The sequence below is a fragment of the Pseudomonas farris genome, from assembly GCF_019145235.1.
GTDB lineage: Bacteria > Pseudomonadota > Gammaproteobacteria > Pseudomonadales > Pseudomonadaceae > Aquipseudomonas > Aquipseudomonas farris.
In genome coordinates, this window is sequence record NZ_JAHSTV010000007.1 from 389,060 (window position 1) to 413,980 (window position 24,921).

A 24,921-nucleotide genomic window follows, 5' to 3' on the forward strand; every position below is an offset into this window, starting at 1 on the left:
CTTCGATTTCTCCCAGCTCGATACGGAAACCGCGAATTTTCACCTGATTGTCGATGCGATCCAGATAATCGAAAGTGCCGTCGGCACGCTGACGCACCAGGTCACCGGTGCGGTACAGCAGGCCACCGACAACGCTGAACGGATCGGCGACAAACCGTTCCGCCGTCAGCCCCGGACGGTTCAGGTAACCCCGGGCAAGGCCCGTGCCGCCCAAGTACAATTCACCGGCCATACCTTGGGGCAGCAGGTTCAGGTCAGCGTCCAGCACGTAAGCGCTGCGGTCACCGATACGACTGCCGATCGGCGCATAGGCCGCACCACACTGCACGTCGCGCCCGGCCTTCCAGATCAGCGGCGTGACCACGGTTTCGGTCGGGCCGTAGCCGTTGATGATGTAGTCCGGATCGAGCGCGCGCTTGACCCGCTCGAAACTGGCGTTGGGCACGGCATCGCCGCCGAAGCAGTAGATCCGCACCTTCGGCGGGTTGCCTTCACGTTCGGCATGCTCGGCCAGTTGTTGCAGGTAGACCGGCGGGAACGCCACCACCGTCACGCCGTGTTCGCGCATGGCGTTGTAAGTCTGCTCCGGGGTCCAGAGGCTGTCGTCGCGAATCAGCAGCGAGGCGCCGTGGGTCAGGCTGGTCAGCCAACGCTCGTGGGCGCCGTCAAATGCGAAGGACATGAAGTGGAATTCGCAGTCGCTGTCACGCATTTCATAACGCTCGCCGATGGCCTGGCAGTGCATCGCCAGCGGGCCATGGGCAACGCTCACGCCTTTGGGATTACCGGTGGAGCCGGAGGTGTAGATGACGTAAGCGAGGTTCTGCGGATCGAGCTGCACCTCAGGCGCATTGAGGGATTGGCTGCGCAGATCGAGGCGGTCGAGCTCCAGCACCGGGACCGAATCTTCCACCGGCAACTGCGCAGAAACAGCAGAATCGGTCAGCAGCAACGCCAGCCCCGAATCCTCAATCAGATAGGCCAGGCGTTCACGGGGGTAGCTGGTGTCCAGCGGCACGTAGGCACCGCCGGCCTTGAGTACCGCCAGCAACGCGACGATCACCCCTTCGCTACGCGGCAAGGCCACGCCAACCCGGCTTTCCGGGCCGACACCTCGCGCGATCAGGGCGTGGGCCAACTGATTGGCGCGCCGGTCGATATCGCCATAACTGAAACGCTGACCGGCGAAGATCACCGCCGTGCGCTCCGGGCGCTGGGCGGCGAGTTCGGCGATGCGTTGGTGAACGGCGACATTCACCGGATACGCTTGCGGCCGGTTACTGGCCGTTTGCTGCGCAAGTTCGGCGGCGCTGGCCAAGGCGATTTCGCCGAGGTTGCGTTCGGCCGACTCGGCAAACTGTTCCAGCAGTTGCAGCAGGTGCGCACTGATGCGCTCGATCGCCGACGTGGAGAAATGCGCCCGGTCGAAGCTGTAATGCAGCGCCAGTGTCTGGCCCAGCGTCACGGCGACGCTCAACGGATAATGGGTTTGCTCAAGGTTGGCGACTTCGCCGAACACCACGCCTTGTTCTGCACCCTGTTGCAGCGCCTGGGCAATCGGGTAGTTCTCGAACACCAGAATGTTGTCGAACAGCGCTTCGCCACCCTGCCCGGCCCAGCGTTGAATGTCCGCCAGCGGTGTGTGCTCAAACTCGCGCAAGTTGAGGTTTTGCGCCTGTACGGCTTGCAACCAGTTACCAACGCTCTGATCCGGACGCGGCGCGCCGATCACCGGCAAGGTATTGATGAACAAGCCGACAGCTTGCTCGATGCCGGGCAAGTCTGCCGGGCGCCCAGCCACCGTGGCACCGAAGGCCACGGTTTCGTGACCGGTGTAGCGTTGCAGCAACAACAGCCACGCGGCCTGCACCAGGGTGTTGAGGGTGACTTTCTGTTGTCGGGCAAAGGCTTCAAAATCTTGGGTGCGACTGACTTCCAGGGTCTGGAAGTGATCGCCGTGCCCGCTAAGGGTTTCGTTGCCAGACACCACCAGGGCCAGTCGGGTTGGCTCTTGCAAAGAAGCCAACGGCTCGCTCCAGAAATCCTGGCTCGATTGCGCGTCCTGACGTTGCAACCAACCGATGTAATCGCGATAGCGCCCGACGGAGGACACCGGCGCGCGACCGCTGTAACGCTGCAAGACTTCGCCGAGCAACTGCGAATTGCTCCAGCCGTCCATCAGGATGTGGTGATGGGTATAAATCAGGTGCCAACTATCGACGGCGGTTTGCACCAGTACCAGTCGCAGCAACGGCGCCTGGCTCAGGTCGAACCCTTGTTGGCGTTCGGCATCGGCCCGTTCACGCAAGGCCTGAACCTGATCGCCTCGCTCACGCCAGTCCAGCACGGTGAACGGCAACTGAACCTGTTTGTGGACGATCTGGACCGGTTGCTCCAGTTCACCCTGCCAGACAAAACCTGTGCGCAGGATGTCTTGAGCATCGACAGTGGCCTGCCAGGCCCCGAGGAAACGCTCGGGGTCGATGCCTTGCACATCCACCCGCAGCTGATTGATGTACTCGCCCGCCGCCTGCTCGTAAAGGGTGTGGAACAACAGCCCCTGCTGCATCGGCGATAGCGGGTAGAGGTCGTCGAGTTGCCCGGCGGCCACCGGTAGTGCATCGAGTTGTGCCTGGGTGATGCGCGCCAGCGGGAAGTCCGACGGCGTAGCCTGTGGGGTTTCGAGGGTGCAGCAATGTTCGATCAACGCATTGAGTTCGACAGCGTATTGATCAACCAGCTGCTGGATGGTCGCCGTGTCGAACATCTCACGGCTGAAGCCCCAGCTCATCGAAAGCTCACCGCCGTACACCTGACCTTCGACTGTTAGCCAGTTGGCCAACGGCGCCGACGGATCCTGGGCCGCGCCACTGCCTTCGCTGGACGGCACAAACAACGCCGCCTCGTCAAACTGGCGGTCGAACTGCCCCAGGTAGTTGAAGGTGATGCGCGGCTGCGGCAGGGCCGCCAGTGCGGTGCTCGTTTGCGGGTCCGCCAGGTAACGCAGCACACCGTATCCCAGACCTTTGTCCGGCACCGCGCGCAGTTGCTCCTTGACCGTTTTGATCGATGCGCCGAGATCGCCGGCCGGGCTCAGGTTGACCGGGAACAGGCTGGTGAACCAGCCGACGGTGCGGGTCAAATCGATGTCGTCGAACAGGTCTTCGCGGCCATGCCCCTCGAGCTGGATCAGCGTGCTGCCCTGCCCGGTCCAGCGGCACACGGCCCGCGCCAGCGCGGTCAGCAGCAGATCATTGACCTGAGTGCGGTAGGCGGCTGGCGCCTGCTGCAACAGTTTGCGGGTTTGCTCGGCGTCGAAGGTCAGTTCGACTTTCTGCTCGAAACGGTTTTGCAGTGCGCCGTCAGGGCGGTCGCACGGCAAGTCGTTTTGCGCTGCATCGCGCAGTTCGGCCTGCCAATAATCGATACTGTTCTGGAATGTCGGCAGGTGGCTTTGCAGACGCGCCACCCAGCGTTGGCAGGAACTGGTTTTCGCCGCGGCGGTCAGCGTCGAGCCGTCGCGTACCTGACTGTAGAACTGCTGAAGATCCTCCAGCAACACCCGCCACGAAACACCGTCCACCACCAGGTGATGAATAGCCAACAGCAGCCGTTGCGTGCCGTCGGCCATGTCCACCAACAGCGCTCGCAGCAATGGGCCGTGACTCAGATCAAGACTGCGCTGGGCTTCGTCGCACAAGGCATTCAGTTCTTCGGCCGATTGCGCCGAGCGTTGCCACAACACCGACTCGCTGGACACCGCGCCATAGGCTTGCTGCCAACCGGCATCAGTCATTTCATATCGCAGACGCAAACCATCGTGATGCTTGAGCAACTGCGCCAACGCTTGATCCAGCGCCCCGGCATCCAGCGTTTCGCGTGGGACCAGCAGCAGCGATTGGTTCCAGTGTTGACGCTGCGCAATCGCTTGCTCGAAGAACCAGTGCTGCACCGGCGTCAAGGCCACCGCGCCAACGGCCGGACCTTGATCGATCAGGTTCTGTTCACCGCTGCGGGCCACTTGCGCCAGGCTGCGAATGGTCTGGTGCTGGAACAGATCCTTGGGACTCAACACGATGCCCGCCTGACGCGCGCGGCTGACCACCTGCATCGACACAATGGAGTCGCCGCCCAGTTCGAAGAAGTTGTCTTCCAGGCCGACGTTGTCGATGGCCAGGACGTCCTGCCAGATCGCTGCCAGGGACTTTTCCAGCGCCGAGCGTGGCGCCACGTGTTCGCGTTGCTGCTGAGTGCCGTCGACCGCAGGCAAGGCTTTGCGGTCGAGTTTGCCGTTGGGCGTCAACGGCAATTGCTCGAGAAACAGCAGATAAGCCGGCACCATGTAATCCGGCAAATGTTGGCGCAGGGCGGCTTTCAGGGTTTCACGCAGGCTCGCTTGAGCATCGGCATTACCCGTCAACACACCTGCATCGGTCGGCACGATGTAGGCGACCAATTGCAGACCGCTGGCGCCGTCCTGAGCCAGCACTGCCAGTTCGCGCACCGCGTCCTGCTGCAACAGCCGCGCTTCGATTTCACCGAGTTCGATACGAAATCCCCGAACCTTGACCTGATGGTCGATGCGACCGACGTATTGCAATGCACCGTCGACCTGATAACGGGTCAAATCGCCCGTGCGATACAGGCGCTCGCCGTTGCTGGCGAATGGGTTCGGCACGTACTTCTCGGCGGTCATGCCCGGCCGCGCCAGGTAACCTCGGGTGATGCCGGCGCCGGCCAGATACAGCTCGGCCGATACACCTTGGGGCACCGGTTGCAGATCGGCGTCCAGCAAATAACTGGCGGTGTGTTTGAGTGGGCGGCCGATGTTGGCGGTGCCGCCGGCTTCGCGCCGAGTCCAGGTGGAATAGGTGGTGTCTTCCGATGGACCGTAGAGGTCGTAGACGTGCTCGAGGGTTGGCTGCTGATACAACGCATCCACCAGGCTCTGCTTCAGCGGCTCACCAGCGAGGTTGATGATGCGCACACTCGGCGGAATCTGTCCGTCGCGCTGCAATGCATTGATCGCCGAGGGCACGGTGTTGATCAGACGCACCTGATCCCGGGCCGGCAGTTGCGGCAGTTCCAGGGCATTGCGGGCGATGATCACCGAGCCGCCATTGGCCAAGGTGACAAACAGCTCCCACACCGACAGGTCGAAGCACACCGACGTCGAGGCCAGTACACCTTGAATATCGTTGCGGCTATAGACCGACTGCGACCAGTCGATCAGCGCCAGCACGTTGCTATGGGTGATGGCCACGCCTTTGGGCTTGCCGGTGGAGCCGGAGGTGTAGATCACGTAAGCCAGATTATCCGGCGTGACGCGAGTCACCGGCGCGCTGCTCGGGTAAGCGGCCAGCCACGGCTCTGCGGCGTCCATCAGCAGCACTTGGGTTTGCGCAGTCACGGGCAACGTCGCGGCCAACGCCTGCTCGGTCAACAGCACCAAGGCGCGACTGTCTTCGAGCATGTAGGCCACTCGTTCGGCCGGGTAATCTGGATCCAGCGGCACATAGGCGCCACCGGCCTTGAGCACCGCCAGTAACGCCACCAGCAGACTGTCGGAACGCTGCATCGCCACGCCGACCCGCACTTCCGGGCCCACGCCCGACTCGATCAGTTTATGGGCCAGACGATTGGCCTGAGCGTCGAGTTCGGCGTAGGTCAGTTGTTTTGCCGCAAAGGTCACCGCCAGCGCGTCTGGCATGGCCGCGACTTGCCTGGCGATCAGCTCATGGATGCACAGATCATCGGCGAATCCTTGGTCAGCGCGGTTCCAGTCGTGGACGATGCGCTGGTATTCCGCGGCTTCAAGCAACGGCAAATCGCTGATGCGCTGCTGGCTGTCGTTGACCATGCCGCGCAACAGATGGGTCCAGTGCCGTGCCATGCGGGCGATGGTCGCGGCGTCGAACAGGTCGTTGGCGTAGGTCAGCGCGGCGTGCAGTGTGCCGGCCTTTTCATAGGTATCCAGGGTCAGGTCGAACTGGGTGGTGCGCCCTTCCCATTCGATCACGCCCAGTTCCAGGCCCGACGCGGTAGCGACTGTGGAAATGTCTGCCACCTGCGGCTGATGGTTGTACATCACCTGGAACAACGGCGTGTGGCTGAGGCTGCGCTCCAGCTTCAACGCTTCCACCAGCCGCTCGAACGGCAAGTCCTGATGGGCCTGGGCGCCGAGGGCGGTTTCCTTGATGTCACTGAGCAAATCGGCCACGCGGGTCTGGCCGTCGAGCCGGGTGCGCAGCACTTGGGTGTTGACGAAGAAACCGATCAAGCCTTCGATTTCACCGCGGTTGCGGTTGGCGATTGGCACGCCGACGCGGATATCGGTCTGCCCGGTGTAACGGTGCAGCAGCGCGTTGAAAGCACCGAGCAACAGCATGAACAAGGTGATGTTGTGTTTCTGCGCGGTGGCTCGCAGTTGCTCGGCCAGTTGGCCATCGATCCCGAACTCATAACGCGTGCCGCGATAGCTGGGCATCGCCGGGCGCGGGTGATCGGTGGGCAACTCCAGCACCGGGTGCTCGTCGCCCAATTGGGCTTGCCAGTATTCCAGTTGCCGCGCCTGTTCCCCGGCTTCCAGCCAGCGGCGTTGCCACAAGGCATAGTCGCTGTACTGAATCGGCAGCGGTGCGAGCTGCGGTTGCGCGCCTGCATCGTGGGCGTCGTAGCAGCGGATGAACTCATCGATCAACACATTCATCGACCAGCCATCAGAAACGATGTGGTGCAAGGTCAGTAGCAGCACGTGCTCCTGCTCAGCGAGCTTGAGCAGCTTGACCCGCAGCAGCGGCCCGACGGCAAGGTCGAACGGCAGCAGCGATTGCTGCTGGGCAGCCTCGGCCACAGCCTGCTCGCGCTCAAGGGGCGGCAATGCGCTGAAATCGACCTGTTCGATCACCAGCGGCGCACTGGTCGGCGCTTGTTGCAGAGTCTCGTCGGCCTGGCGCTGGAACACCGTGCGCAGGGTTTCATGGCGCGCCACCAGGCTGGCGAACGCTTGCTCCAGGGCCGGCAGATTCAACCGCCCGGTCAGGCGCACCGCGCCCGGCAAGTTATAGGCGCCACTGTGCGGGTCCAGTTGCCAGAGAAACCACATGCGTTGCTGAGCGTAGGACAGCGCTTGCCGATCCTCGGCCTCGACCCCTTGCGGAATCGGAAAACGGGCGAAGTCCACGCCCTCCTTGTGCAAGGCCGCAAGGAACATCTGGCGCTTTTCCAGGGGCAACCCGATAAACCGGCGAGCAAGTTTCAAGGAGTCTTCAGCATTCATTTCTTAGCATCCGGATCAGTAGGCAGGAAGCACAAAGGCACGTCGTCCCTATAAAACGAATGCAGACCGGAAAAATTAGCGTTTGAGAATAAGTATCAGGAAGGAGGGTGAAGCGAGGAAAGACAGGCAAATACAAATCTACTGTGGGAGCGGGCTTGCTCGCGAAAGCGGTGTGTCATTCAACATTGATGTTGGCTGATCCGACGCTTTCGCGAGCAAGCCCGCTCCCACAAGAAAAGCAGGTCAGGCCATGGCAGCCATGGCACCCCGCCGATGATGAACCTCCAACTGATCCTTGATCACCCGTAGCACCTTGGCTTCGTGCTCATGAATGAAGAAGTGCCCGCCGGCCAGCATGTCCACCGAAAAGCTGCCATGGGTTTCCTTGCTCCAACCGATCAACTGTTCGGTGGTGGCCTTGTCGGACTTGCCTCCCAGCACGTGCACCGGGCACTTGAGCAATGGCCGCTGCACCGGCTGAAAACGTCCGCACAGTAGAAAATCCGCGCGCAGAATTGGCAGCGTCAGGCTCATCAGCTCTTCATTGGCCAGCACCTCTTCGCTGGTGCCATTGAGCGTTCGTAGCTGCTCGATCAACTGCCCATCGGTTTTCGGCTCGGCAAAGCCGCGGTCGTAGTCGGCCCGCATCGTGGGTGCCGCCGTTCCCGAGGCAAACAGGGCCACCGGTTCCGGGCAGCCCAGCGCACGAAAGGCGTGGGCCATCTCGCATGCCAGCAAGGCGCCCAGGCTATGACCAAACAAGGCGTAGGGCGCCTTGAGCGTCAAACGCAGCTCACTGGCCAATTGCATCGCCAGTGCGCGCATGTCGGTGTGCAGCGGTTCGCCGAACCGTGCGCCCCGCCCCGGCAGCTCTACCGGCTGCAACTGCAGCCATTGCGGCAACTTGCGCCGCCAGCGGCTGTAGACCATGGCACTGGCGCCAGAGTACGGCAGGCACAGCAAGGTCAGCTTGGTCACCACGTTCACCTCAAAAAGTCGTCTGTAAGGAGGGACGGTCCGCAAGCGACGCAAATTAGTCAGCGCCGGTTAAATTTGCGCTGCAGGTTATCGTCCCCTGTTAAGACCAAAACCAGCTCAGACCAAAACCAACAAGGGGCAAAAGCCGTGGACCTGCAGACCATCCTGGGCAAACTGTTCGCCAATGCCGGTGCCGTCGGCATCGAAGGGGTTTTTCAATTCGTGTTCGGCCCGCACCAGGCGTACTGGTCCGAGGTCAAGGCCAGCAGCCGCACCGAAGCCGGCCGACATGCCAGCCCCGACGTGACCATCGAAGTTGCGGAAAAGGACTTTCTCGGGATCATGGGCGGCATGGCCAACGTCGAGGAGCTGTTCGCCAGCGGCCGCTTGAAAATTGGTGGCAACATGGGCCTGGCGACGATGCTGCCGCAGATCATCGATCACGCTCGCCATGGGGGCGGTGTGGTGGAAAAGGTCGACATGAACAAGCGCTACCCGACCCCGCCGCGTTTCAGCGAAAAGGTTTCCGCGAGCCTGCCAACCCAATATTCGGTGGAGCGCCGGCCACGCAGCGAGCTGTCGGTATTGGAATTCGAGACTCGCTATTTGCCTCATGGCATTCCTCTGGTGATCAGCGATGCCTTGCAAGACTGGCCCCTGTTCAAGCTCAGCCGCGAAGAATCGCTGGTGCACTTCGCCGAACTGCAAGGCATCACCCGACACGGCGATTACGTGAAGAAAACCTTCTCCACGGAACGGGATTTCCGCTCCACCTCCATGGCCGCGTTCATCGCCTCGCTGGATACCCCGGCGGTCAAAAGCGCCGATGGCGAACCACCGGCGTACATGGGCAACAATATCCTGCCCGCGCAATTGATGGAGCAGATCAAGTACCCGCCCTATTTCGATCAAGCGCTGTTCATCCCGCCACGCATCTGGATCGGCCCCAAAGGCACGCTGACACCGCTGCATCGCGATGATACCGACAACCTGTTCGCTCAGGTCTGGGGCCAGAAAACCTTCACCCTCGCCGCGCCTCATCACCGCGAAGCCCTCGGCACTTGGTCGACGGCCCCCCAAGGCGGGCTCGACGGTTGTGATTTCAACCCGGATGCGCCGGATTATCAGCGCTTCCCCGGAGCGCGGGACGTGACGTTTCTGCGGGTGACCCTGGAGGCCGGCGACCTGCTGTTTCTACCCGAAGGCTGGTTCCATCAGGTGGAATCGGTGTCGACGTCGTTGTCGGTGAATTTCTGGGTGAATTCGGGAAGAGGCTGGTAACCCGGGAGCAGGCTTGCTTGCACCTGAATTTGCATTGTCCCGGTTATTTAGCCCAACACATATCCCACTGTGGGAGCGAGCCTGCTCGCGATGAGGCCATCACCTTCAACATCAATACCGCCTGCCTGACCGCTATCGCGAGCAGGCTCGCTCCCACATTTTGCATTGCATTGCACCGGGCTACCCCACCGACAGCGGCGGCCCGACAATAAAGCAGACTTCGTCCAGCACCGATTCCAGCGCATAAGCGGTTTGCAACTCAGGCCGACCGCGATGGGGTCCGGCCTCAACAAAGGCCTGCAACTTGCCACAAACATCTGCCACGGGGAAAGCCTCGAATTGTTGGTTGAGTGTGAACGACGGTTTGCCGGCAAATGAACTCTCTGCGGCTCAAACCGGTCAGCTAGTTAGACCCTCGGTTCCCCGGAGCACTGCGGCAATGGTTGATCATTCCGAACGACAAAGCGCCATCGACGCCCACGGCATCATTGGCGATATGCGCAGCGCAGCGTTGGTGAACGACAAGGGCAGCGTGGACTTTTTCTGCTGGCCGGAATTCGACAGTCCGTCGATCTTCTGCTCGCTGCTGGACAGCCCCGAAGCCGGTATTTTCCAACTGGCCCCGGACCTGCCCGACGCCCGTCGCGAGCAGATTTACCTGCCCGACACCAACGTCCTGCAAACCCGATGGCTCAGCGATCACGCGGTGGTCGAAGTCACCGACCTGCTGCCCATCGGCGACAGCGAAGATGATTTGCCGATGTTGATGCGCCGGGTGCGGGTGGTCAGCGGACAAGCGACGATCCGCATGCGCTGCTCCGTGCGTCATGACTATGCCCGGGCTCCGACCAAGGCCCGCGCACGTGATCGGAGTGTATGTTTCGAGGCCGCCGGTCAGCCCGCCATACAGTTGTGTTCGGATCAATCCTTGCGTATCGAGGGCCATGCGGCCGTCGCCGAATTCATCCTCGAACAGAACCAGAGCGCCGAGTTCCTGCTCGGTGGCGTTGACGATGCGCGCTTCAAGGAAGGCGCCGCCGCGCTGTGCCTGGAGCGCACCCTGAAGTTCTGGCGCGACTGGATCGGCCAGTCCAATTATCGCGGTCGCTGGCGGGAAATGGTCAATCGCTCGGCACTGGCCCTGAAGCTGCTGACCTCACGCAAACACGGCGCCATCCTCGCCGCCGCCACCTTCGGCCTGCCGGAAACGCCCGGCGGCGAACGCAACTGGGACTACCGCTACACCTGGATCCGCGATGCCTCGTTCACCGTCTATGCCTTCATGCGCCTGGGCTTCGTCGAGGAGGCCAACGCCTACATGCGCTGGCTGCGCGGCAGGGTCAGCGATTGCCGCGGCAAGCCGATGAAACTCAACATCCTCTACGCCATCGATGGCCGTCAGGAACTGCCGGAAGTTGAACTTTCACACTTGTCCGGTCATGGCGGCGCAACACCGGTACGCATCGGTAATCAGGCCTACGATCAAATCCAGCTCGACATCTTCGGCGAGCTGTTGGACGCGGTGTACCTGGTCAACAAGCACGGTGAAGCGATTTCCCATGAAGGCTGGAAACACACCGTGGAAGTGGTCGATCAGGTCTGCGAAACCTGGCAGCAAAAAGACGTCGGCATCTGGGAAATGCGCGGCGAGCAGTATCATTTCCTGCACTCGCGACTGATGTGCTGGGTGGCCGTGGATCGCGCCATCCGGCTGGCCTCCAAACGCTCGCTGCCCGCCCCCTTCGCCCGCTGGGACCAGACCCGCCAAGCGATCTACACCGACATCTGGAGCAATTTCTGGAACGAAGAACGCGGGCATTTCGTCCAGCACATCGGCGGCACCGGCCTCGACGGCTCGATGCTATTGATGCCGCTGGTGCGCTTCGTCAGCGCCAAAGATCCGCGCTGGATCTCGACCCTCGAAGCCATCGAGAAAACCCTGGTGCGTGCAGGCATGGTCTACCGCTACCGCAACGACAACAGCCAGATCGACGGCCTGCCCGGCACCGAAGGCGCCTTCGCCGCGTGCTCGTTCTGGTACGTCGAATGCCTGGCCCGGGCCGGCCAAGTGGAAAAGGCACACCTGGAGTTCGAGCAATTGCTGAAGTATGCCAACCCGCTGGGGCTGTACGCCGAAGAGTTCGACAGCCATGCCCGGCACTTGGGCAACACACCACAAGCGCTGACGCACCTGGCGCTGATCAGCGCGGCGAGTTTCCTGAACAGGAAGTTGAGCGGGGAGAAAAACTTTTGGCAGCCTTGAAGACCGCGTCGCCTTCTTCGGAGGCAAGTCGGATCGCCATACCGCTCGCTGCTACAGATGCACACCGTTCCAATTGTGGGATATGTACACCGTACAAAACTGTGGGAGCGGGCTTGCTCGCGAAGGCGATTTCACATTCAACATTGATGTCGCCTGACACACCGCTTTCGCGAGCAAGCCCGCTCCCACAGGGGATCAGCTGTGTGGCGTGGGCTTTGGCACGTCGACGTTATCGAGCACCCGATTCACCGCCAGCTCGGCCAGCATGATGACCTGCTGAATCGCCAGGAGCGTATGCCGCTGCGGGGCGTCGACATACGCGGCAATGTCGCTGGCCATTACGCTGGCTGAGGCCAGTGATTCGCAGACATGAGCGAGCAGGCTTTCGTTGTCCATGTCCGGGGCAACCATGAACATTTTGCTTGGCTTGCGGCTTTCGGTTTTTTTGGGGGCGGGTTTGAGGTAGTGGTCGAGCGCCCGTTCGGCAGCGTCGTGGAGCTTTTTGGAATCGAGGGATTCGTAGGGGGAGACGTCGTCGGTTTCTGGGGGATTGGGACTGTCTTTTATCATGGTGTAACTCCTGACATTCATGAAGCTCACCACCGTCGTGACCAAACGATGGGTGGTGGGCGGTGCGCAGGTTGGTCAACCGGGAAGTCAGGCACCCGGCGCACTCGAAAGTGCCCCGCGCACAGCCCACCGCGAAGCATACCGACAAGCGCACGAAAAAGCGCCGACATGCTCACGTTGGCGCTTGCACGCCTGACATTGCACGGGTGACCAAACCCGGTCGCTGAATTGGCAGCGACCCGGAAAGACTATCGGTTCCCTTTCCTCACTTACAACCGCCAAGACTCGTCGGAAATATCCACTTTTACGACACTTTTTGTAGGACCGAGGCTTACCCGCAATGAACTTAAACACGCTCCATCTGACACTGCTGACCTCCTGTGGCGAGGGAGCTTGCTCCCGTCGGGGCGCGCAGCGGCCCTGAAATCCACAACCACATTCCTTCAGAAGCACCGCATTTGCTGGCTTTTCGACCGCTACGCAGCCGAACGGGGCAAGCCCCCTCGCCACAGAACCAGGTTGGCAGAACCTACAATCACTAAACAAAACCAGTCCAATAAACTCGCGGTAACTCATTCCTACATCCAGAAATACCTTGTTGCCACCGCTTACATCCATCCCTACCATCCACGTCAACGGGCACAGCGGAGCTGTCCAACAAAACCCGAATTCAAGGAACCAGAATGACCCAGCGTATCCATCGCAGCATCGACACCCCACTCCGATCAGGCCTGAACCGGGATGAACTGTGGGAGGGCCACGACAAAGGACTGATCAAATGCTGGGAAATCGGCCGCCAACGCGCCGTCCGCTTCCCCGACCTCGCCCAACAATGCCTCACCGGCGAACTCCCGGTGCTGGGCTGGAAAGGTGGTGTCAGTCGCAGCCTGAAGAAACTCGAAAAATACGGATCCCTCAAATACCTCGCCCAATGGCAGGGGTTGCGCGGGGAAGATCTGGATATTGATCTGAGCGCAGAACGGGCGTTGACCTGTTCCAGGACCAAAATGATGGTGACGTTTACGCCGGATCGGTCGAAGTATTTCAATCAGGTGGCGGACGTGGAAGCCTGAGGAAAAGGCCCCGAGTCGATTTGAATCAGCCTCTCAAAACAGCCCTCTGGAATGTCAAATGAACCATGACGCGCAGATCCAATACGCACTGACACCCAGCCTCAATATCGCCTACGAAGAGCACGGTCCCAGCGCCGGCGACCCGGTCATTCTGCTCCACGGCTTCCCCTACTCCCCCCGCGCCTACGACGAAATCGCCCCGGTCCTCGCCGCAAAGGGCTACCGCATTATCGTCCCGTACCTGCGCGGCTACGGCCCGACTCGTTTCAACTCCCCCGACACACTGCGCTCCGGCCAGCAAGCCGCCCTCGCCCAGGATTTGCTGGACCTGATGGACGCCCTCGCCATCAAACAAGCTGCTTTGTGCGGCTACGACTGGGGCGGTCGGGCGGCGTGCATTGTTGCGGCGCTGAAGCCGGAGCGGGTGCGCTGTCTGGTGACCGGGGATGGCTACAACCTTCAGAACATCCCCAACTCCACCCAGCCTCTGGATCCGGAGACTGAACACCGTCTCTGGTATCAGTACTATTTCCACACCCCGCGCGGTGTTGAAGGCTTGACCCAAAACCGCCGGGCACTGTGCGAACTGCTCTGGAAGTTGTGGTCGCCGACCTGGGTCAAAAATGCCGAACGTTATCCCTTGAGCGCGCCACTCTTCGATAATCCGGACTTCGTCGAGGTGGTGATTCACTCGTACCGGCACCGGTTCATGTATGCGCCCGGCGATCCGGCGCTGGAGTGGATGGAAGAAGCGCTGACCCAACAACCGGTGATCAGCGTGCCGACGATTTCCCTGTGCGGCGCCGATGATGGTGTAGGCCCCGCCTCTGAAATCGATGAAGACGCCGAGCGCTTTACCGGCCCTTATGAACGCCGAGTATTGGCGGGCGTCGGGCATAACATTGCCGAAGAAGCGCCCGAGGCGACCCTCAAGGCAATACTGGATCTGCTGGAGAACTGACGGAAAACCGCTCGCGATAGGCTTGCGGTGTCACGCCCATGGCTCGCAGAAAACTGCGGCGCAAGGTCTCTTCGCTGCCAAACCCGCATTGCACCGCGACCCGTTTGATCGGCACACCGGTGTCGCTGAGCAGCCGTCGCGCGGTCTCGACCCGAATCAGTTCGATGGCCCGCGCCGGAGTCTGGCCGGTGTCGGCGCGGTAGTGACGGACGAAGCTGCGCTCGCTCATGCCGGCCTGCAAGGCTAAGGTCGGGATGCCGAGGTCCTTGGTGAGGTTTTCGCTGATCCAGGCATGGAGGTCGTCGAATCGGTTGCCTTCCTTTTGCAAAGACAAGGTAACGCTGAACTGCGACTGACCACCCGGACGCTTGAGAAACACCACCAATTGCCGGGCGACGTCCAGGGCCATGGTTCGGCCGAGGTCTTCTTCGACCATCGCCAAGGCCAGGTCGATGCCCGCGGTGACCCCGGCCGAGGTCCAGACCGGGCCGTCGTTGATGAAGATCGGGTTGGGTTCGACCTGGAGTTTGGGATGCTGATGCGCCAATTGCTCGCAACGGGTCCAGTGTGTGACCACCCGCCTGCCATCAAGCCAACCGCTGGCCGCCAGCAAAAACGCCCCGGTACACACCGACGCCACCCGCCGACACCCTGTCGCGTGCTCACGTACCCAAGCCACCAGCGGCTCGTCTTTCGCCGCAGCGTAAACGCCCCAGCCACCCGCAATGATCAAGGTGTCACTGCCCTGATCCGGCAACGACTCCGCAAACAGCGCCAACCCCGCCGACGACATCACCGCCCCGCCACCGCTGGCAATCACCGACGGTGCATAGGGCGGTGGCAAACCTTGCTGGCGAGCAATGTCGTTGGCCGAGGCGAACACCTGCAACGGCCCGGTGACGTCAAGCAGTTGCACATTGGCAAAGGCCAGCACATGAATGGTTTTCGGGTTGTTCGGCATGCTTGGCGTAATTCGTGGGGTGATTGGCGTATGCGCCAGATCCTACGAGCCTACAGTGAAGTCGTCCACCCCAACCAGGAGAAAAAACGCCATGACGTTGCAGATCGGTTTTCTGTTGTTCCCGCAGCTTCAACAATTGGATCTGACCGGCCCTTATGACGTGCTGGCCTCGCTGCCGGACGTGAAAGTGCATCTGATCTGGAAGGACCTGGTCCCGATCACCGCGAGCACCGGACTGGTGTTGAAACCGACCACAACCTTCGACGATTGCCCGCCACTGGATGTGATCTGCATTCCCGGCGGCAGCGGCGTCGGGCCGTTAATGGAGGATGACGAAACCCTGGCCTTCATCAAGGCGCAGGCCGCCAACGCGCGTTATGTCACCTCGGTCTGCACCGGCGCACTGGTGCTTGGCGCGGCGGGGTTGCTCAAGGGCAAACGCGCCACCACTCACTGGGCGTATCACCAATTGCTTGGGGTTTTGGGAGCGATCCCGGTGAACGATCGGGTGGTGCGCGACGGCAATCTGCTGACCGGTGGCGGGATCACCGCAGGGATCGATTTTGCCCTGACCCTGGCGGCTGAATTGTTCGATAAGGACACGGCGCAACTGGTGCAGTTGCAGCTGGAATACGCGCCGGCGCCACCGTTTGCTTCGGGAAGTCCCGAGACAGCGCCGGTCAGCGTGCTGGATGAAGCCCGCAAACGCGCTGCCGCGTCGTTGAAATTGCGCTCGGAAATCACCGAACGTGCAGCGGCGAAACTCGCCCGCCAGTGAAAGAAACGGCTGCGGGCGCTATTGCCCCCGCAGCCAGTCACTCAGGCCGGAAAATCTGTTGCCAGCGAAATGGCTTTCCACTGGTTCAAGTCCTGCTGCACCTGTGCGATTTTCTGTTGCGCCAGGTCAACCGCAATCTGGCCCATGAACAAGTGCAGCGGCGGCTCACTGACATTGGCCGCCTGGATGATTGCCAAGGCAATCTTGTCCGGGTCGCCGGCCTGCTGACCATCAAGAGTGTTCTGGTGCAGGTCCAGTGAGGCTTGCGCGGCGGTGTAATCATCAATCCTGCGCTCGGCAACAGCCAGTGAAGCGCTGGACAGAAACCCCGTACGCACCGGTCCCGGATAAACCACGGTGGCCTTGATTCCCAACTCCTGAACCTCTGCCGCCAGCGCTTCGGTCATACCACCGAGGGCGAACTTGCTCGCCACGTAACTGCCCCAACCGGCATAACCGCCATCGAAGCCGACAATCGACGAGATATTGATCACGTGCCCGCTGCGCTGCGCCCGCAACTGCGGCAAGGCGTGACGCAATACATTAAGCGGCGCAAACAGATTCACATCGAAATTGCGCCGCAATTCGCTGTCCGACAGCGCTTCGAAGGTGCCCTGCTGGCCGTAACCGGCGCAGTTGACGACGACATCAAGACTGCCGAAGACTTCAACGGTGCTTGCGATAGCACTGGCCACGCTGGATTCATTCATCAAATCGACTTGCAGCGGCAGAAAGCGCTCGCTGGCGGCCTGCAGCTCCCCGAGGTTACGGGAGGTGGCGGCGACGCGATCACCCAAGGCTAACACCTGTTGCGCGAGGGCCAGGCCGAGGCCCTTCGAGGCGCCGGTGATAAACCAGGTTTTAGGAGAGTTTTTCATGGGTAGGTTCCTCTGTTTCAGTGCATGACTTGCTCGATAAAATCAATGACGCGTCACTCCGGCCGGCGGTACAGCACCATCCCGGCGTGGTAGAGCACCCCGTCGCGAAAGTCGCCGTCAGCCGTGAAACCGGTGTCGTCGACATATTCGATGTGGTCGCCCTCCAGCCAATAGCGGCCCAGATAGGCGCTTTCCCGATGGCCGCGCGCCTCGTCGTAGCGCCCGCCGGGCAGCAGTTGGTGGCGGATCACGCCGTCGGCGGTGACCCAAAGGCCAACGTATTGGTCTTGATTGCCTGATGGTTTGGTCATTTCAGTTCTCCCGACTTCAATAAGTGCCGGTTCAAAACGGACTGGCCGTCGGCCGTACGATCAATTCGCTGACATCCACATCGGCCGGCTGATCGATGGCATAGGCAATGGCTCGGGCGATAGCCTCGGCAGGAATGGCAATCTTGCGGAATTCACGCATTTCGGCGCGGCCGCCGGCATCGGAAATGCTCTCGGCCAGTTCGGATTCGGTCACGCCGGGGGAAATCACCGTGACTCGCACATCGCCACCGACTTCCTGACGCAAGCCTTCGGAAATCGCACGCACGGCGAATTTGGTGGCGCAATACACGGCGGCGGTCGGGCTGACGGTGTAGGCACCGATGGAGGCGATGTTGATGAACTGGCCGCAGCGCTGACGCTGCATCAATGGCAACCCGGCAGCGATGCCGTGAAGGACGCCACGGATGTTGACGTCGATCATCCGGTCCCACTCCTCGACCTTCAGCGCCTCGAGTTTCGACAGGGGCATGACTCCGGCGTTGTTGACGATTACATCGACCCGGCCAAAGCGCTCGACGGCGAAATCGATGAAGGCCTGCACATCATCGCGGCGTGTGACGTCCACCGCCCTGAACGCTGCGCTCCGGCCAAATTCATTGAGTTCTGCGACCAGTGTTTCCAGGCGATCGACGCGTCGGGCGCCGAGAACCACATGGGCGCCCTGACTGGCCAGAAGACGTGCACTGGCTTCGCCGATTCCGCTGCTGGCGCCGGTAATGACAACCACTTTGCCTTGAATGTTGGACATGACTTTTCCCTTGTTCTGGTGACTGGAACATCCCGGATGGGGACGTTGCGACAGGTCCAGATTAGGGACGCTTCGATGGGTTTCGTTAGCCGGTTTCTCCTGGGTTCTTGCACGATCCTGTAGCAGCGAAACCGATGCTGGCCGACACGCGCGCAATCGGTTTTACTAGCCCGACTCAACCTTCGGCCAGGGAGATTGTTCAGCATGACGACTTCTATTTCCGCGGATGCCCAAGACGGCGTCGACGTTCGGCGCGCCGAGCTGGTGAGCCTGATGAAGCGCTTCGCCCCGGAATACGGCGTTCATGCCACGCCGATCAAAGACTTGCACCTGATCCGCAGCGACCATCCCACCGAAGACCTGCACACAGTGCACAAACCAGGACTGTGCGTGATTGTCGAAGGACGCAAAGAAGTACGCCTGGCCGCTGAAAGCTATATTTACGACCCGCTCAATTACCTGGTGGTGTCGGTCACCCTGCCCTTGGCCGGCAAAGTGATCGAGGCCAGCCCGGATCGGCCTTATCTGTGTTTGCGTCTGGACATTGACCCGGCGCAGATCTGCCGTTTGATCGCCGACGTCAGCCCAATCGGGGTACCCGGGGTGAGAACGACTGGACGTGGTCTGTTTCTGGATCGAATCGACGCGCCCTTGCTTGATGCCGTATTGCGGCTACTGAGGTTGCTGGAAACCCCGGACGACATCGCGCCCCTGGCACCACTGGCGCAGCAGGAAATCTTCTATCGGTTATTGCGCGGCGAGCAGGGCCAGCGCTTGCATGAAATCGCCATACCCGACACCCAGACCCACCGCATCAGCCGTGCTATCGAATGGCTGAACAACCATTACGCCGACCCCCTGAGCATCGAGAACCTGGCGCAGATGATCAATCTCAGTACCTCGGCGCTGCATCACCGCTTCAAATCGGTGACAGCCATGAGCCCGTTGCAATACCAGAAGCAATTGCGCTTGCAGGAAGCGCGACGGCTGCTGTTGTTGGAGAATAGTGATGTTTCGTCAATCGGCTACAGAATGGGCTACGAAAGCCCTTCGCAATTCAGCCGTGAATACAGCCGTCTGTTTGGCGCCTCGCCGAGCAAGGACATCGCCCGGCTGCGCGCTCAGGCGATTTAGCAGTTTTGTGTTCGCCAGAATCAGGCAATTCAAGGGCATAAAAAAACCCGCCTAAGCGGGTTTCTCAAGACCATGCGACATCCTGTCGGCAGCCATCCTGGCGTATGGTCGATCATCCGTGATCCTGAGCACGTCCTGTGCTTCAGTTGATGGATCCAGATTAGACGTATCGGTGAAGCTTCAAAAGACGACATACCATCGACTACATGTAAGCCATTGACCATTCAGCACCTGAAACCTGCCCTTCTTGTAGCAACTGCAGTTTTCTGCGGACGAAAAAAAACCCGCCGAAGCGGGTTTTTCCCAAGACCATATCGACTCCCTGTCGGCAGCGATCCTTGCTATGGTCGATCATCCGTGACCCTGGAGCACTTCCTGTGCTTCAGTTGATGAGGCTAGATTACGCTTGGGATCCAATCTGCAATAGACGACATAGCTACTACCGCGTGTAAGACATTCGCTATAGCCGCCCTTCCGAAAACCCTTAGACGAATCAGTCATCATGGGCTGAAGCCACGAGTGTCGTGGCCTGCAGCCATTAACCTCCCTGACGCTCATGGTCCTTGGTGTCTACCAGAAATTTTTCGATATTGCTCATCTGCTCATCCCAACCCCGGCTGTCCATGCGGAACGCCTTGAGCCTGCGCGACTGAGGGATGTGATCGAAACCGGACTCGACGACCGTCAACAACGTGCCTTCGTCCATATCCTGGAGTTCGAACTTCACCAGCGTGGTGGGCTCCTGGGAGTAATCGGTATCGGGTTCGACTGCATACGGGTGCCAGCGAAACGAAAACACGCGCTCCGGCTCGACCCGCTCCACCAGTACATTCCACAACAAGTGCTCATAACCAGGATAAGTAATCTGCCCCTGGGTCCACTCGCCGGCGACAAAACGCTTGCCCTCGAGTGCCACGCCGAACCATTGCCCAAAGGCTTCGGCATTGGCCAGCACGCGCCAGACCTGCGAGCGCGGCACCTTGAGCAGGATCTTCCTTTCGATGCGATCTGATGCTGGGTTCATAAGTCACCTCCTGTATTGAACAGTAGGCCTGTAAAGACCATAAGACCAACCTTAAAGTTGTATCAAACGGGTGCGGCAATCACCCGTACCTGAAATATTCGGCCTCAGTTTTGGCCATAAGTTCTGGTTTGAAGGGGGGAGTCAACGGGCTGAAACTGCTAACGTTTGAAACGACGTGGAACCCTTACAAGGAAGATTCATGCAGCCTTCACTCACGGAACGTTATCGCGCAACCCTGCTGGGGCTTGCTTGTGGGGATGCCGTTGGCACCCGTGCCGAATTCCAAACGCGCGGCTCGTTTAAGCCTCTGACCGACATGATTGGGGGTGGTCCTTTCAATCTGAAGCCGGGGCAATGGACTGATGACACCTCCATGGCACTTTGCCTGGCCGAAAGTCTGCTGAACAAAAAAGGGGTTGATCCGGCCGACCAAATGGGCCGTTATCTCAACTGGTGGCAATGGGGTTACCTGAGTTCGACCGGCGAATGCTTCGACATCGGCATGACCGTCCGTGAAGCGCTGGCTCGTTATCAGCAAACCGGTCAGCCATTCGCGGGATCCACCGATCCCTATACGGCCGGTAACGGTTCGCTGATGCGGTTAGCGCCAATAGTGTTGTACTACTTTCCCGACCTTGACCGGATCAGGAGGTTTTCCGCAGACAGCTCGCGCACTACCCATGCGGCGCCGGAGGCACTTGAATGCTGTCAGTTACTTGCCGATCTGATCCGCAAGGCATTGCAAGGCGCGCCCAAGCCGGATTTGCAGAGCCTGCCAGAGACGACGTTCGTGGAACCGAAGGTCGCGAGCATCGCCCGAGGCGATTACCTCGGAAAATCCAAAGACGATATTCGCGGTACCGGTTACTGCGTTGCATCACTGGAAGCGGCCTTGTGGTGCTTTCATCACACTGACAGTTTTGAAGCCGCCATCCTCGAAGCCGCAAACCTTGGCGACGACGCCGATACCACTGCCGCCATCGTCGGCCAGTTGGCCGGAGCCCACTACGGTGTGCAGGCCATCCCTGACGGCTGGCTGGCAAAGTTGCACATGCGCGAAGACATCGAAGCCACGGCTGACGCCCTGCTTCGGGCAGCCACTGCTGCCGACATATCAGCCACGCAACCAGGAGAAATCCCCATGAATAACTTGCATGGCAGCTGCTTGTGCAAAGCCATCGAATACGAACTTGATAGCCTCGACATGCCCATCAGTCACTGCCACTGCCACACCTGTCGCAAGGCACACGCAGCAGCATTCGTCTCGACGGCCGGGGTCATGCGTGAGCATTTTCACTGGATAAAAGGACAGGACCGGCTAAGCACCTATGAGTCGTCGCCGGGCAAGCTTCGGCATTTCTGTTCGATCTGCGGATCGCATCTGATGGCAGAGCGCTTGGCCCAACCTCATGTAATCGTTCGCGTGGCGACGCTCGACGATGATCCGAAAATGACACCTCAGGCTCATATCTGGACGTCCCATGACGTGTCCTGGCTTGAATATGAATCGAATGAGAAATGTCCGGAGTGGCAGACATAGCTTTCCGGATTACACCGCGCCAGACTCTGATTTGTTGGCTGGCGGCGCCCCGCTACACTGCATTCAAACTTTCCATCATCACAGCGAACCTCCCATGCCCCCACGTTTTCTCCTTGCGTTGACGCCGCTGCTGTTTACCCCCTTTGCGCATGCCATTGACTGCGACAATGCCACTGACCAGACGACGATGAATCAGTGCGCGGCGCAGCAGAACAAGGCGGCCGACAAGGAGCTGAATGCGCTTTATCAGCAGATCACCGCGCGATTGAAGGACAGCCCCGACGCGAAAAAGCTGTTGATCGGTGCGCAGCGCTCATGGATTGCGTTTCGCGACGCCGAGTGCAAGTTCTCGGCGTCCGGGGTGGCGGGAGGCAGTGTGTATCCGCTGATCCATAGCAACTGCAGCACTGAACTGACCAAGGCGCGGGTCGAGGCGTTCAAGACTTACTTGAAGTGTCAGGAAGGGGATTTGAGCTGTCCGGTGCCTGGGGCTTGATGTGGTTTTGTCGCGAATTGCGACAGCCGATGAGACGACGAGCAACCTGTTACGGTCTTGAGACACCCTCTATTCAGGATTAGAATTTTCGGGCTAAGGGTGAATGACGGAGCATTTGCCCGGCCACACATCTGGCGTGAGGGAGGTAGCGATGTTCCTTTCAACCCTGGAAATTCAAAACATCATTGAGCACAGTTTTCTGCCCGCCGTATGCACCTGCAGCCTGGAAGCGGATCAGTCCATGACAATTCGGGTCTGCGATTGCATGACTGGCAAAGTGGATCTGGTGGCCACCCATGTTCCGGTATGGACACTGGACAGCCCCCACGCGATCGCATCGCTGGTGGCTGATATGCGGCAAGAAATCGCAGCTCACAAAGGCATTCATCCGAAGTTTTTCAGCTGAACCGGTGCGCGCCGCACCACGACGGTGGTGCGGCGCACGCCCGTCGGGTTACGACGGTTTTTTTCGGGAAATATCTTCAAACCAATTGCGCCGATCGGTCCCAGCATCGTGCGCCTGTGCTGTGAAGCCTTGATCATTAGACGTGAGGGTCGCCCGGTGCTTTGCTCGGCACGGCGTATTGCGGCTTCAGGTGACCGTCCTGATCAAGTAGCCAGGCATCCATGATCTGCCGCACCACAGGACCGGCGACTCGGCCGCCGGCCTCGCCGTTTTCGATCATCACCGAGATGACAATCTTCGGATGTTCGGCCGGGGCAAAACCGACGAACAAGGCGTTGTCGCGGTTACGCTCCAGGGTTTTCGCCCGGTTGTAGCGCTCACCCTGTTTGATCGCCACCACTTGCGCGGTCCCACTCTTGCCGGCGATGCGGTACTGAGCCCCCACCGCTGCCGCTCGGGCAATCCCGCGAGCATCGTGCATCACCATCTGCATGCCGTGGTTGACCTGCTCCCAGTCACGCGGATCCTTGAGGAGGATGTTCGGCATCGGATGCTCGTCCACCGGCGCTACGCCATCCACCGTTTTGGCCAGGTGTGGTCGGTTCCATACACCTTTGTTGGCGATCAGTGCAGTCGCTTGGGCCAACTGCAGCGGCGTGACCTGCATGTAACCCTGGCCGATGCCGAGGATCACTGTCTCGCCAGGGAACCACGGCTGACGGCGCGTGGCGCGTTTCCAGGCCTGGGATGGCATTAACCCCGCAGACTCTTCGAACATGTCCAGTGAGACCTTCTCGCCGAGGCCGAACATCGCCATGTAGTCGTGCAGACGGTCGATGCCCAGCTTGTGCGCCAGATCGTAAAAGTAGGTGTCGTTGGAGCGCATGATCGCCGCGTCCATGTCCACCCAGCCATCGCCACTGTGGTTCCAGTTACGGTATTTATGATCGAAATCCGGTAGCTGGTAATAACCCGGATCGAAGACGCGGGTCTGCGGGGTGACCACCCCGGCGTCGAGGCCGGCGATCGCCACTTCCGGCTTGATGGTCGAACCCGGCGCGTAGAGCCCACGCAGCACACGATTGAACAGCGGCCGGTCGATGGAATCGTGCAGCGCCGCGTACTCCTTGAAGCTGATGCCCGTCACGAACATGTTCGGGTCGAAGCTTGGCTTACTGACCATGGCCAGCACTTCACCAGTCGAGGGATCGAGAGCAACCACCGAGCCACGGCGATCGCCCAACGCCTCCTCGGCAGCTTCCTGAAGTTTGACGTCGAGGCTCAATACGATGTTTTTGCCGGGGACCGGATCGGTGTGTTTGAGCACTCGCAGCACGCGACCCTGGGCGTTGGTCTCGACTTCTTCATACCCCACATGACCGTGCAACTCGGGCTCGTAGAATTTCTCGATGCCGGTCTTGCCGATGGATTGGGTGGCACGGTACTCCACCGTATCCAGGGCTTTGGATTCTTTCTCGTTGATGCGGCCGACGTAGCCGATCGAGTGTGCGAAGTGTGCACCCATCGGGTAGTGGCGAACGAACTGTGGTTCTACGTCGATCCCTGGCAAACGGAATTCGTTGACTGCCAACACCGCGATTTGTTCTTCGCTGAGTTCGTAGAACAAGGTGACGGGCACGAAGGGGTGTCGAGCCTGCTTCATCGCCTTGTCGAACAGCGTGCGGTCTTCAGCCGGCAGGTGCAGGAGGTTGACCACCTCATCCAGCTCTTCTTTGACGTCGGAGGCGCGTTCGCGGGTGATGGTCAGGTTGAAACTGGGCCGGTTGTCCGCCAGTAGCACGCCGTTGCGGTCGTAGATCAACCCGCGGGTAGGGGCGATCGGCAATACGTGTACGCGGTTGTTTTCGGAGATCGTCGAGTGGTAGTCATACTCGACCACCTGCAGAACATACAGCCGCACCACCAGCGCGCAGGTAATAGCAACGACGAACAAGGCGCAGGCCATCAGTCTTTTATTGACCAGGCGCGTCTCTTTTTCGTGGTCCTTGATTGGTATTGGTTCAGGCATTTCTGCAGCGGCTCTTTGACTGTAGAGGAGGCCGATTCGTAGGCTTGAAATCAGTCCGTTAAAAAACGAGCTGCACCATACCAAAAACGGCGTGGTTACTTTAGCGTCCGTTCCACCGAAACTTCATGAACAATGCAGCTATTACCTGGGATAGCCTCCACGACACTTTCCTGCGGACAAAACAAAACCC

General features: G+C 60.1%; 19 protein-coding genes and 1 pseudogene (1 of these 20 running past the window's edge). 10 read left to right on the forward strand and 10 right to left on the reverse strand.

Annotated features, from left to right (window positions below):
- Positions 1 to 7,279, reverse strand: partial view of a non-ribosomal peptide synthetase gene (locus tag KVG95_RS17410; RefSeq protein WP_217857306.1) — the 5' portion only. It extends 5,102 nt beyond the left edge of the window; only the first 7,279 of its 12,381 coding nucleotides appear in the window; its start codon is at positions 7,277 to 7,279; the stop codon falls past the left edge of the window.
- A gap of 243 nt (positions 7,280 to 7,522) precedes the next feature.
- Complete coding sequence (locus KVG95_RS17415; RefSeq protein ID WP_217857332.1) at positions 7,523 to 8,260, reverse strand: thioesterase II family protein; 738 nt, start codon at positions 8,258 to 8,260, stop codon at positions 7,523 to 7,525.
- 144 nt (positions 8,261 to 8,404) lie between these two features.
- Between KVG95_RS17415 and KVG95_RS17420 the strand changes: the two genes are divergently transcribed.
- Positions 8,405 to 9,538, forward strand: coding sequence for a cupin-like domain-containing protein (locus tag KVG95_RS17420; RefSeq protein ID WP_217857307.1), 1,134 nt, complete (start codon positions 8,405 to 8,407; stop codon positions 9,536 to 9,538).
- Positions 9,539 to 9,718: 180 nt separating this feature from the next.
- Here the strand turns inward: KVG95_RS17420 and KVG95_RS17425 are convergent, their stop codons facing one another.
- Entirely contained in the window at positions 9,719 to 9,862 is a 144-nt protein-coding gene (locus KVG95_RS17425) for a hypothetical protein (RefSeq protein WP_217857333.1), read from the reverse strand.
- 115 nt (positions 9,863 to 9,977) lie between these two features.
- Here KVG95_RS17425 and KVG95_RS17430 point away from each other — a divergent pair, with 115 nt between their 5' ends.
- Entirely contained in the window at positions 9,978 to 11,801 is a 1,824-nt protein-coding gene (locus tag KVG95_RS17430; RefSeq protein ID WP_217857308.1) for a glycoside hydrolase family 15 protein, read from the forward strand.
- A 195-nt stretch (positions 11,802 to 11,996) separates the two neighbouring features.
- Here the strand turns inward: KVG95_RS17430 and KVG95_RS17435 are convergent, their stop codons facing one another.
- Positions 11,997 to 12,371, reverse strand: a complete 375-nt coding sequence (locus KVG95_RS17435) for a DUF6124 family protein (RefSeq protein WP_217857309.1) — start codon at positions 12,369 to 12,371, stop codon at positions 11,997 to 11,999.
- Between the two features lie 683 nt (positions 12,372 to 13,054).
- Between KVG95_RS17435 and KVG95_RS17440 the strand changes: the two genes are divergently transcribed.
- Positions 13,055 to 13,444, forward strand: a complete 390-nt coding sequence (locus KVG95_RS17440; RefSeq protein ID WP_217857310.1) for a hypothetical protein — start codon at positions 13,055 to 13,057, stop codon at positions 13,442 to 13,444.
- A 58-nt stretch (positions 13,445 to 13,502) separates the two neighbouring features.
- The gene (locus KVG95_RS17445) at positions 13,503 to 14,405 is read left to right on the forward strand and encodes an alpha/beta fold hydrolase (RefSeq protein ID WP_217857311.1); all 903 of its coding nucleotides are present in this window, start codon (positions 13,503 to 13,505) and stop codon (positions 14,403 to 14,405) included.
- Here KVG95_RS17445 and KVG95_RS17450 read toward each other — a convergent pair.
- Positions 14,374 to 15,366, reverse strand: a complete 993-nt coding sequence (locus KVG95_RS17450) for a GlxA family transcriptional regulator (RefSeq protein WP_217857312.1) — start codon at positions 15,364 to 15,366, stop codon at positions 14,374 to 14,376. The two genes, KVG95_RS17445 and KVG95_RS17450, sit on opposite strands and share 32 nt — an antisense overlap.
- A gap of 91 nt (positions 15,367 to 15,457) precedes the next feature.
- On the opposite strand from KVG95_RS17450, the gene inhA reads away from it, so the two are divergent.
- Complete coding sequence (gene inhA, locus KVG95_RS17455; RefSeq protein ID WP_217857313.1) at positions 15,458 to 16,144, forward strand: isonitrile hydratase; 687 nt, start codon at positions 15,458 to 15,460, stop codon at positions 16,142 to 16,144.
- A gap of 41 nt (positions 16,145 to 16,185) precedes the next feature.
- On the opposite strand, the gene KVG95_RS17460 is transcribed toward inhA, so the two are convergent.
- From KVG95_RS17460 to KVG95_RS17470, 3 genes are read right to left on the reverse strand one after another with little or no spacing between them, the layout of a single operon-like run.
- Positions 16,186 to 17,022 (reverse strand): SDR family oxidoreductase, encoded by an 837-nt coding sequence (locus KVG95_RS17460; RefSeq protein WP_217857314.1) that lies wholly within the window; start codon positions 17,020 to 17,022, stop codon positions 16,186 to 16,188.
- A gap of 53 nt (positions 17,023 to 17,075) precedes the next feature.
- A complete protein-coding gene (locus KVG95_RS17465; RefSeq protein WP_123720437.1) occupies positions 17,076 to 17,333 on the reverse strand; it encodes an Atu4866 domain-containing protein in 258 nt (85 codons plus the stop codon).
- Between the two features lie 31 nt (positions 17,334 to 17,364).
- Positions 17,365 to 18,102, reverse strand: coding sequence for an SDR family oxidoreductase (locus KVG95_RS17470; RefSeq protein ID WP_217857315.1), 738 nt, complete (start codon positions 18,100 to 18,102; stop codon positions 17,365 to 17,367).
- 204 nt (positions 18,103 to 18,306) lie between these two features.
- Between KVG95_RS17470 and KVG95_RS17475 the strand changes: the two genes are divergently transcribed.
- Entirely contained in the window at positions 18,307 to 19,236 is a 930-nt protein-coding gene (locus KVG95_RS17475) for an AraC family transcriptional regulator (protein ID WP_217857316.1), read from the forward strand.
- Positions 19,237 to 19,774: 538 nt separating this feature from the next.
- Here KVG95_RS17475 and KVG95_RS17480 read toward each other — a convergent pair.
- Positions 19,775 to 20,260 (reverse strand): SRPBCC family protein, encoded by a 486-nt coding sequence (locus KVG95_RS17480; protein WP_007907615.1) that lies wholly within the window; start codon positions 20,258 to 20,260, stop codon positions 19,775 to 19,777.
- 199 nt (positions 20,261 to 20,459) lie between these two features.
- Between KVG95_RS17480 and KVG95_RS17485 the strand changes: the two are divergent.
- From KVG95_RS17485 to KVG95_RS17495, 4 genes and pseudogenes are all read left to right on the forward strand, one after another.
- Positions 20,460 to 21,377, forward strand: a pseudogene (locus tag KVG95_RS17485) (ADP-ribosylglycohydrolase family protein); the annotation flags it as partial.
- Between the two features lie 24 nt (positions 21,378 to 21,401).
- Positions 21,402 to 21,800, forward strand: coding sequence for a GFA family protein (locus KVG95_RS29835; RefSeq protein ID WP_225923205.1), 399 nt, complete (start codon positions 21,402 to 21,404; stop codon positions 21,798 to 21,800).
- 94 nt (positions 21,801 to 21,894) lie between these two features.
- Positions 21,895 to 22,296 carry a lysozyme inhibitor LprI family protein gene (locus KVG95_RS17490; RefSeq protein WP_217857318.1) on the forward strand — a complete coding sequence of 134 codons (402 nt, stop codon included), beginning with the start codon at positions 21,895 to 21,897 and terminating at the stop codon, positions 22,294 to 22,296.
- A gap of 151 nt (positions 22,297 to 22,447) precedes the next feature.
- Positions 22,448 to 22,702 (forward strand): DUF1652 domain-containing protein, encoded by a 255-nt coding sequence (locus KVG95_RS17495; protein WP_052963080.1) that lies wholly within the window; start codon positions 22,448 to 22,450, stop codon positions 22,700 to 22,702.
- A 136-nt stretch (positions 22,703 to 22,838) separates the two neighbouring features.
- Here KVG95_RS17495 and mrdA read toward each other — a convergent pair whose 3' ends face one another.
- Positions 22,839 to 24,731, reverse strand: a complete 1,893-nt coding sequence (mrdA, locus tag KVG95_RS17500) for a penicillin-binding protein 2 (protein WP_217857319.1) — start codon at positions 24,729 to 24,731, stop codon at positions 22,839 to 22,841.
- Between the last annotated feature and the right edge of the window lie 190 nt (positions 24,732 to 24,921).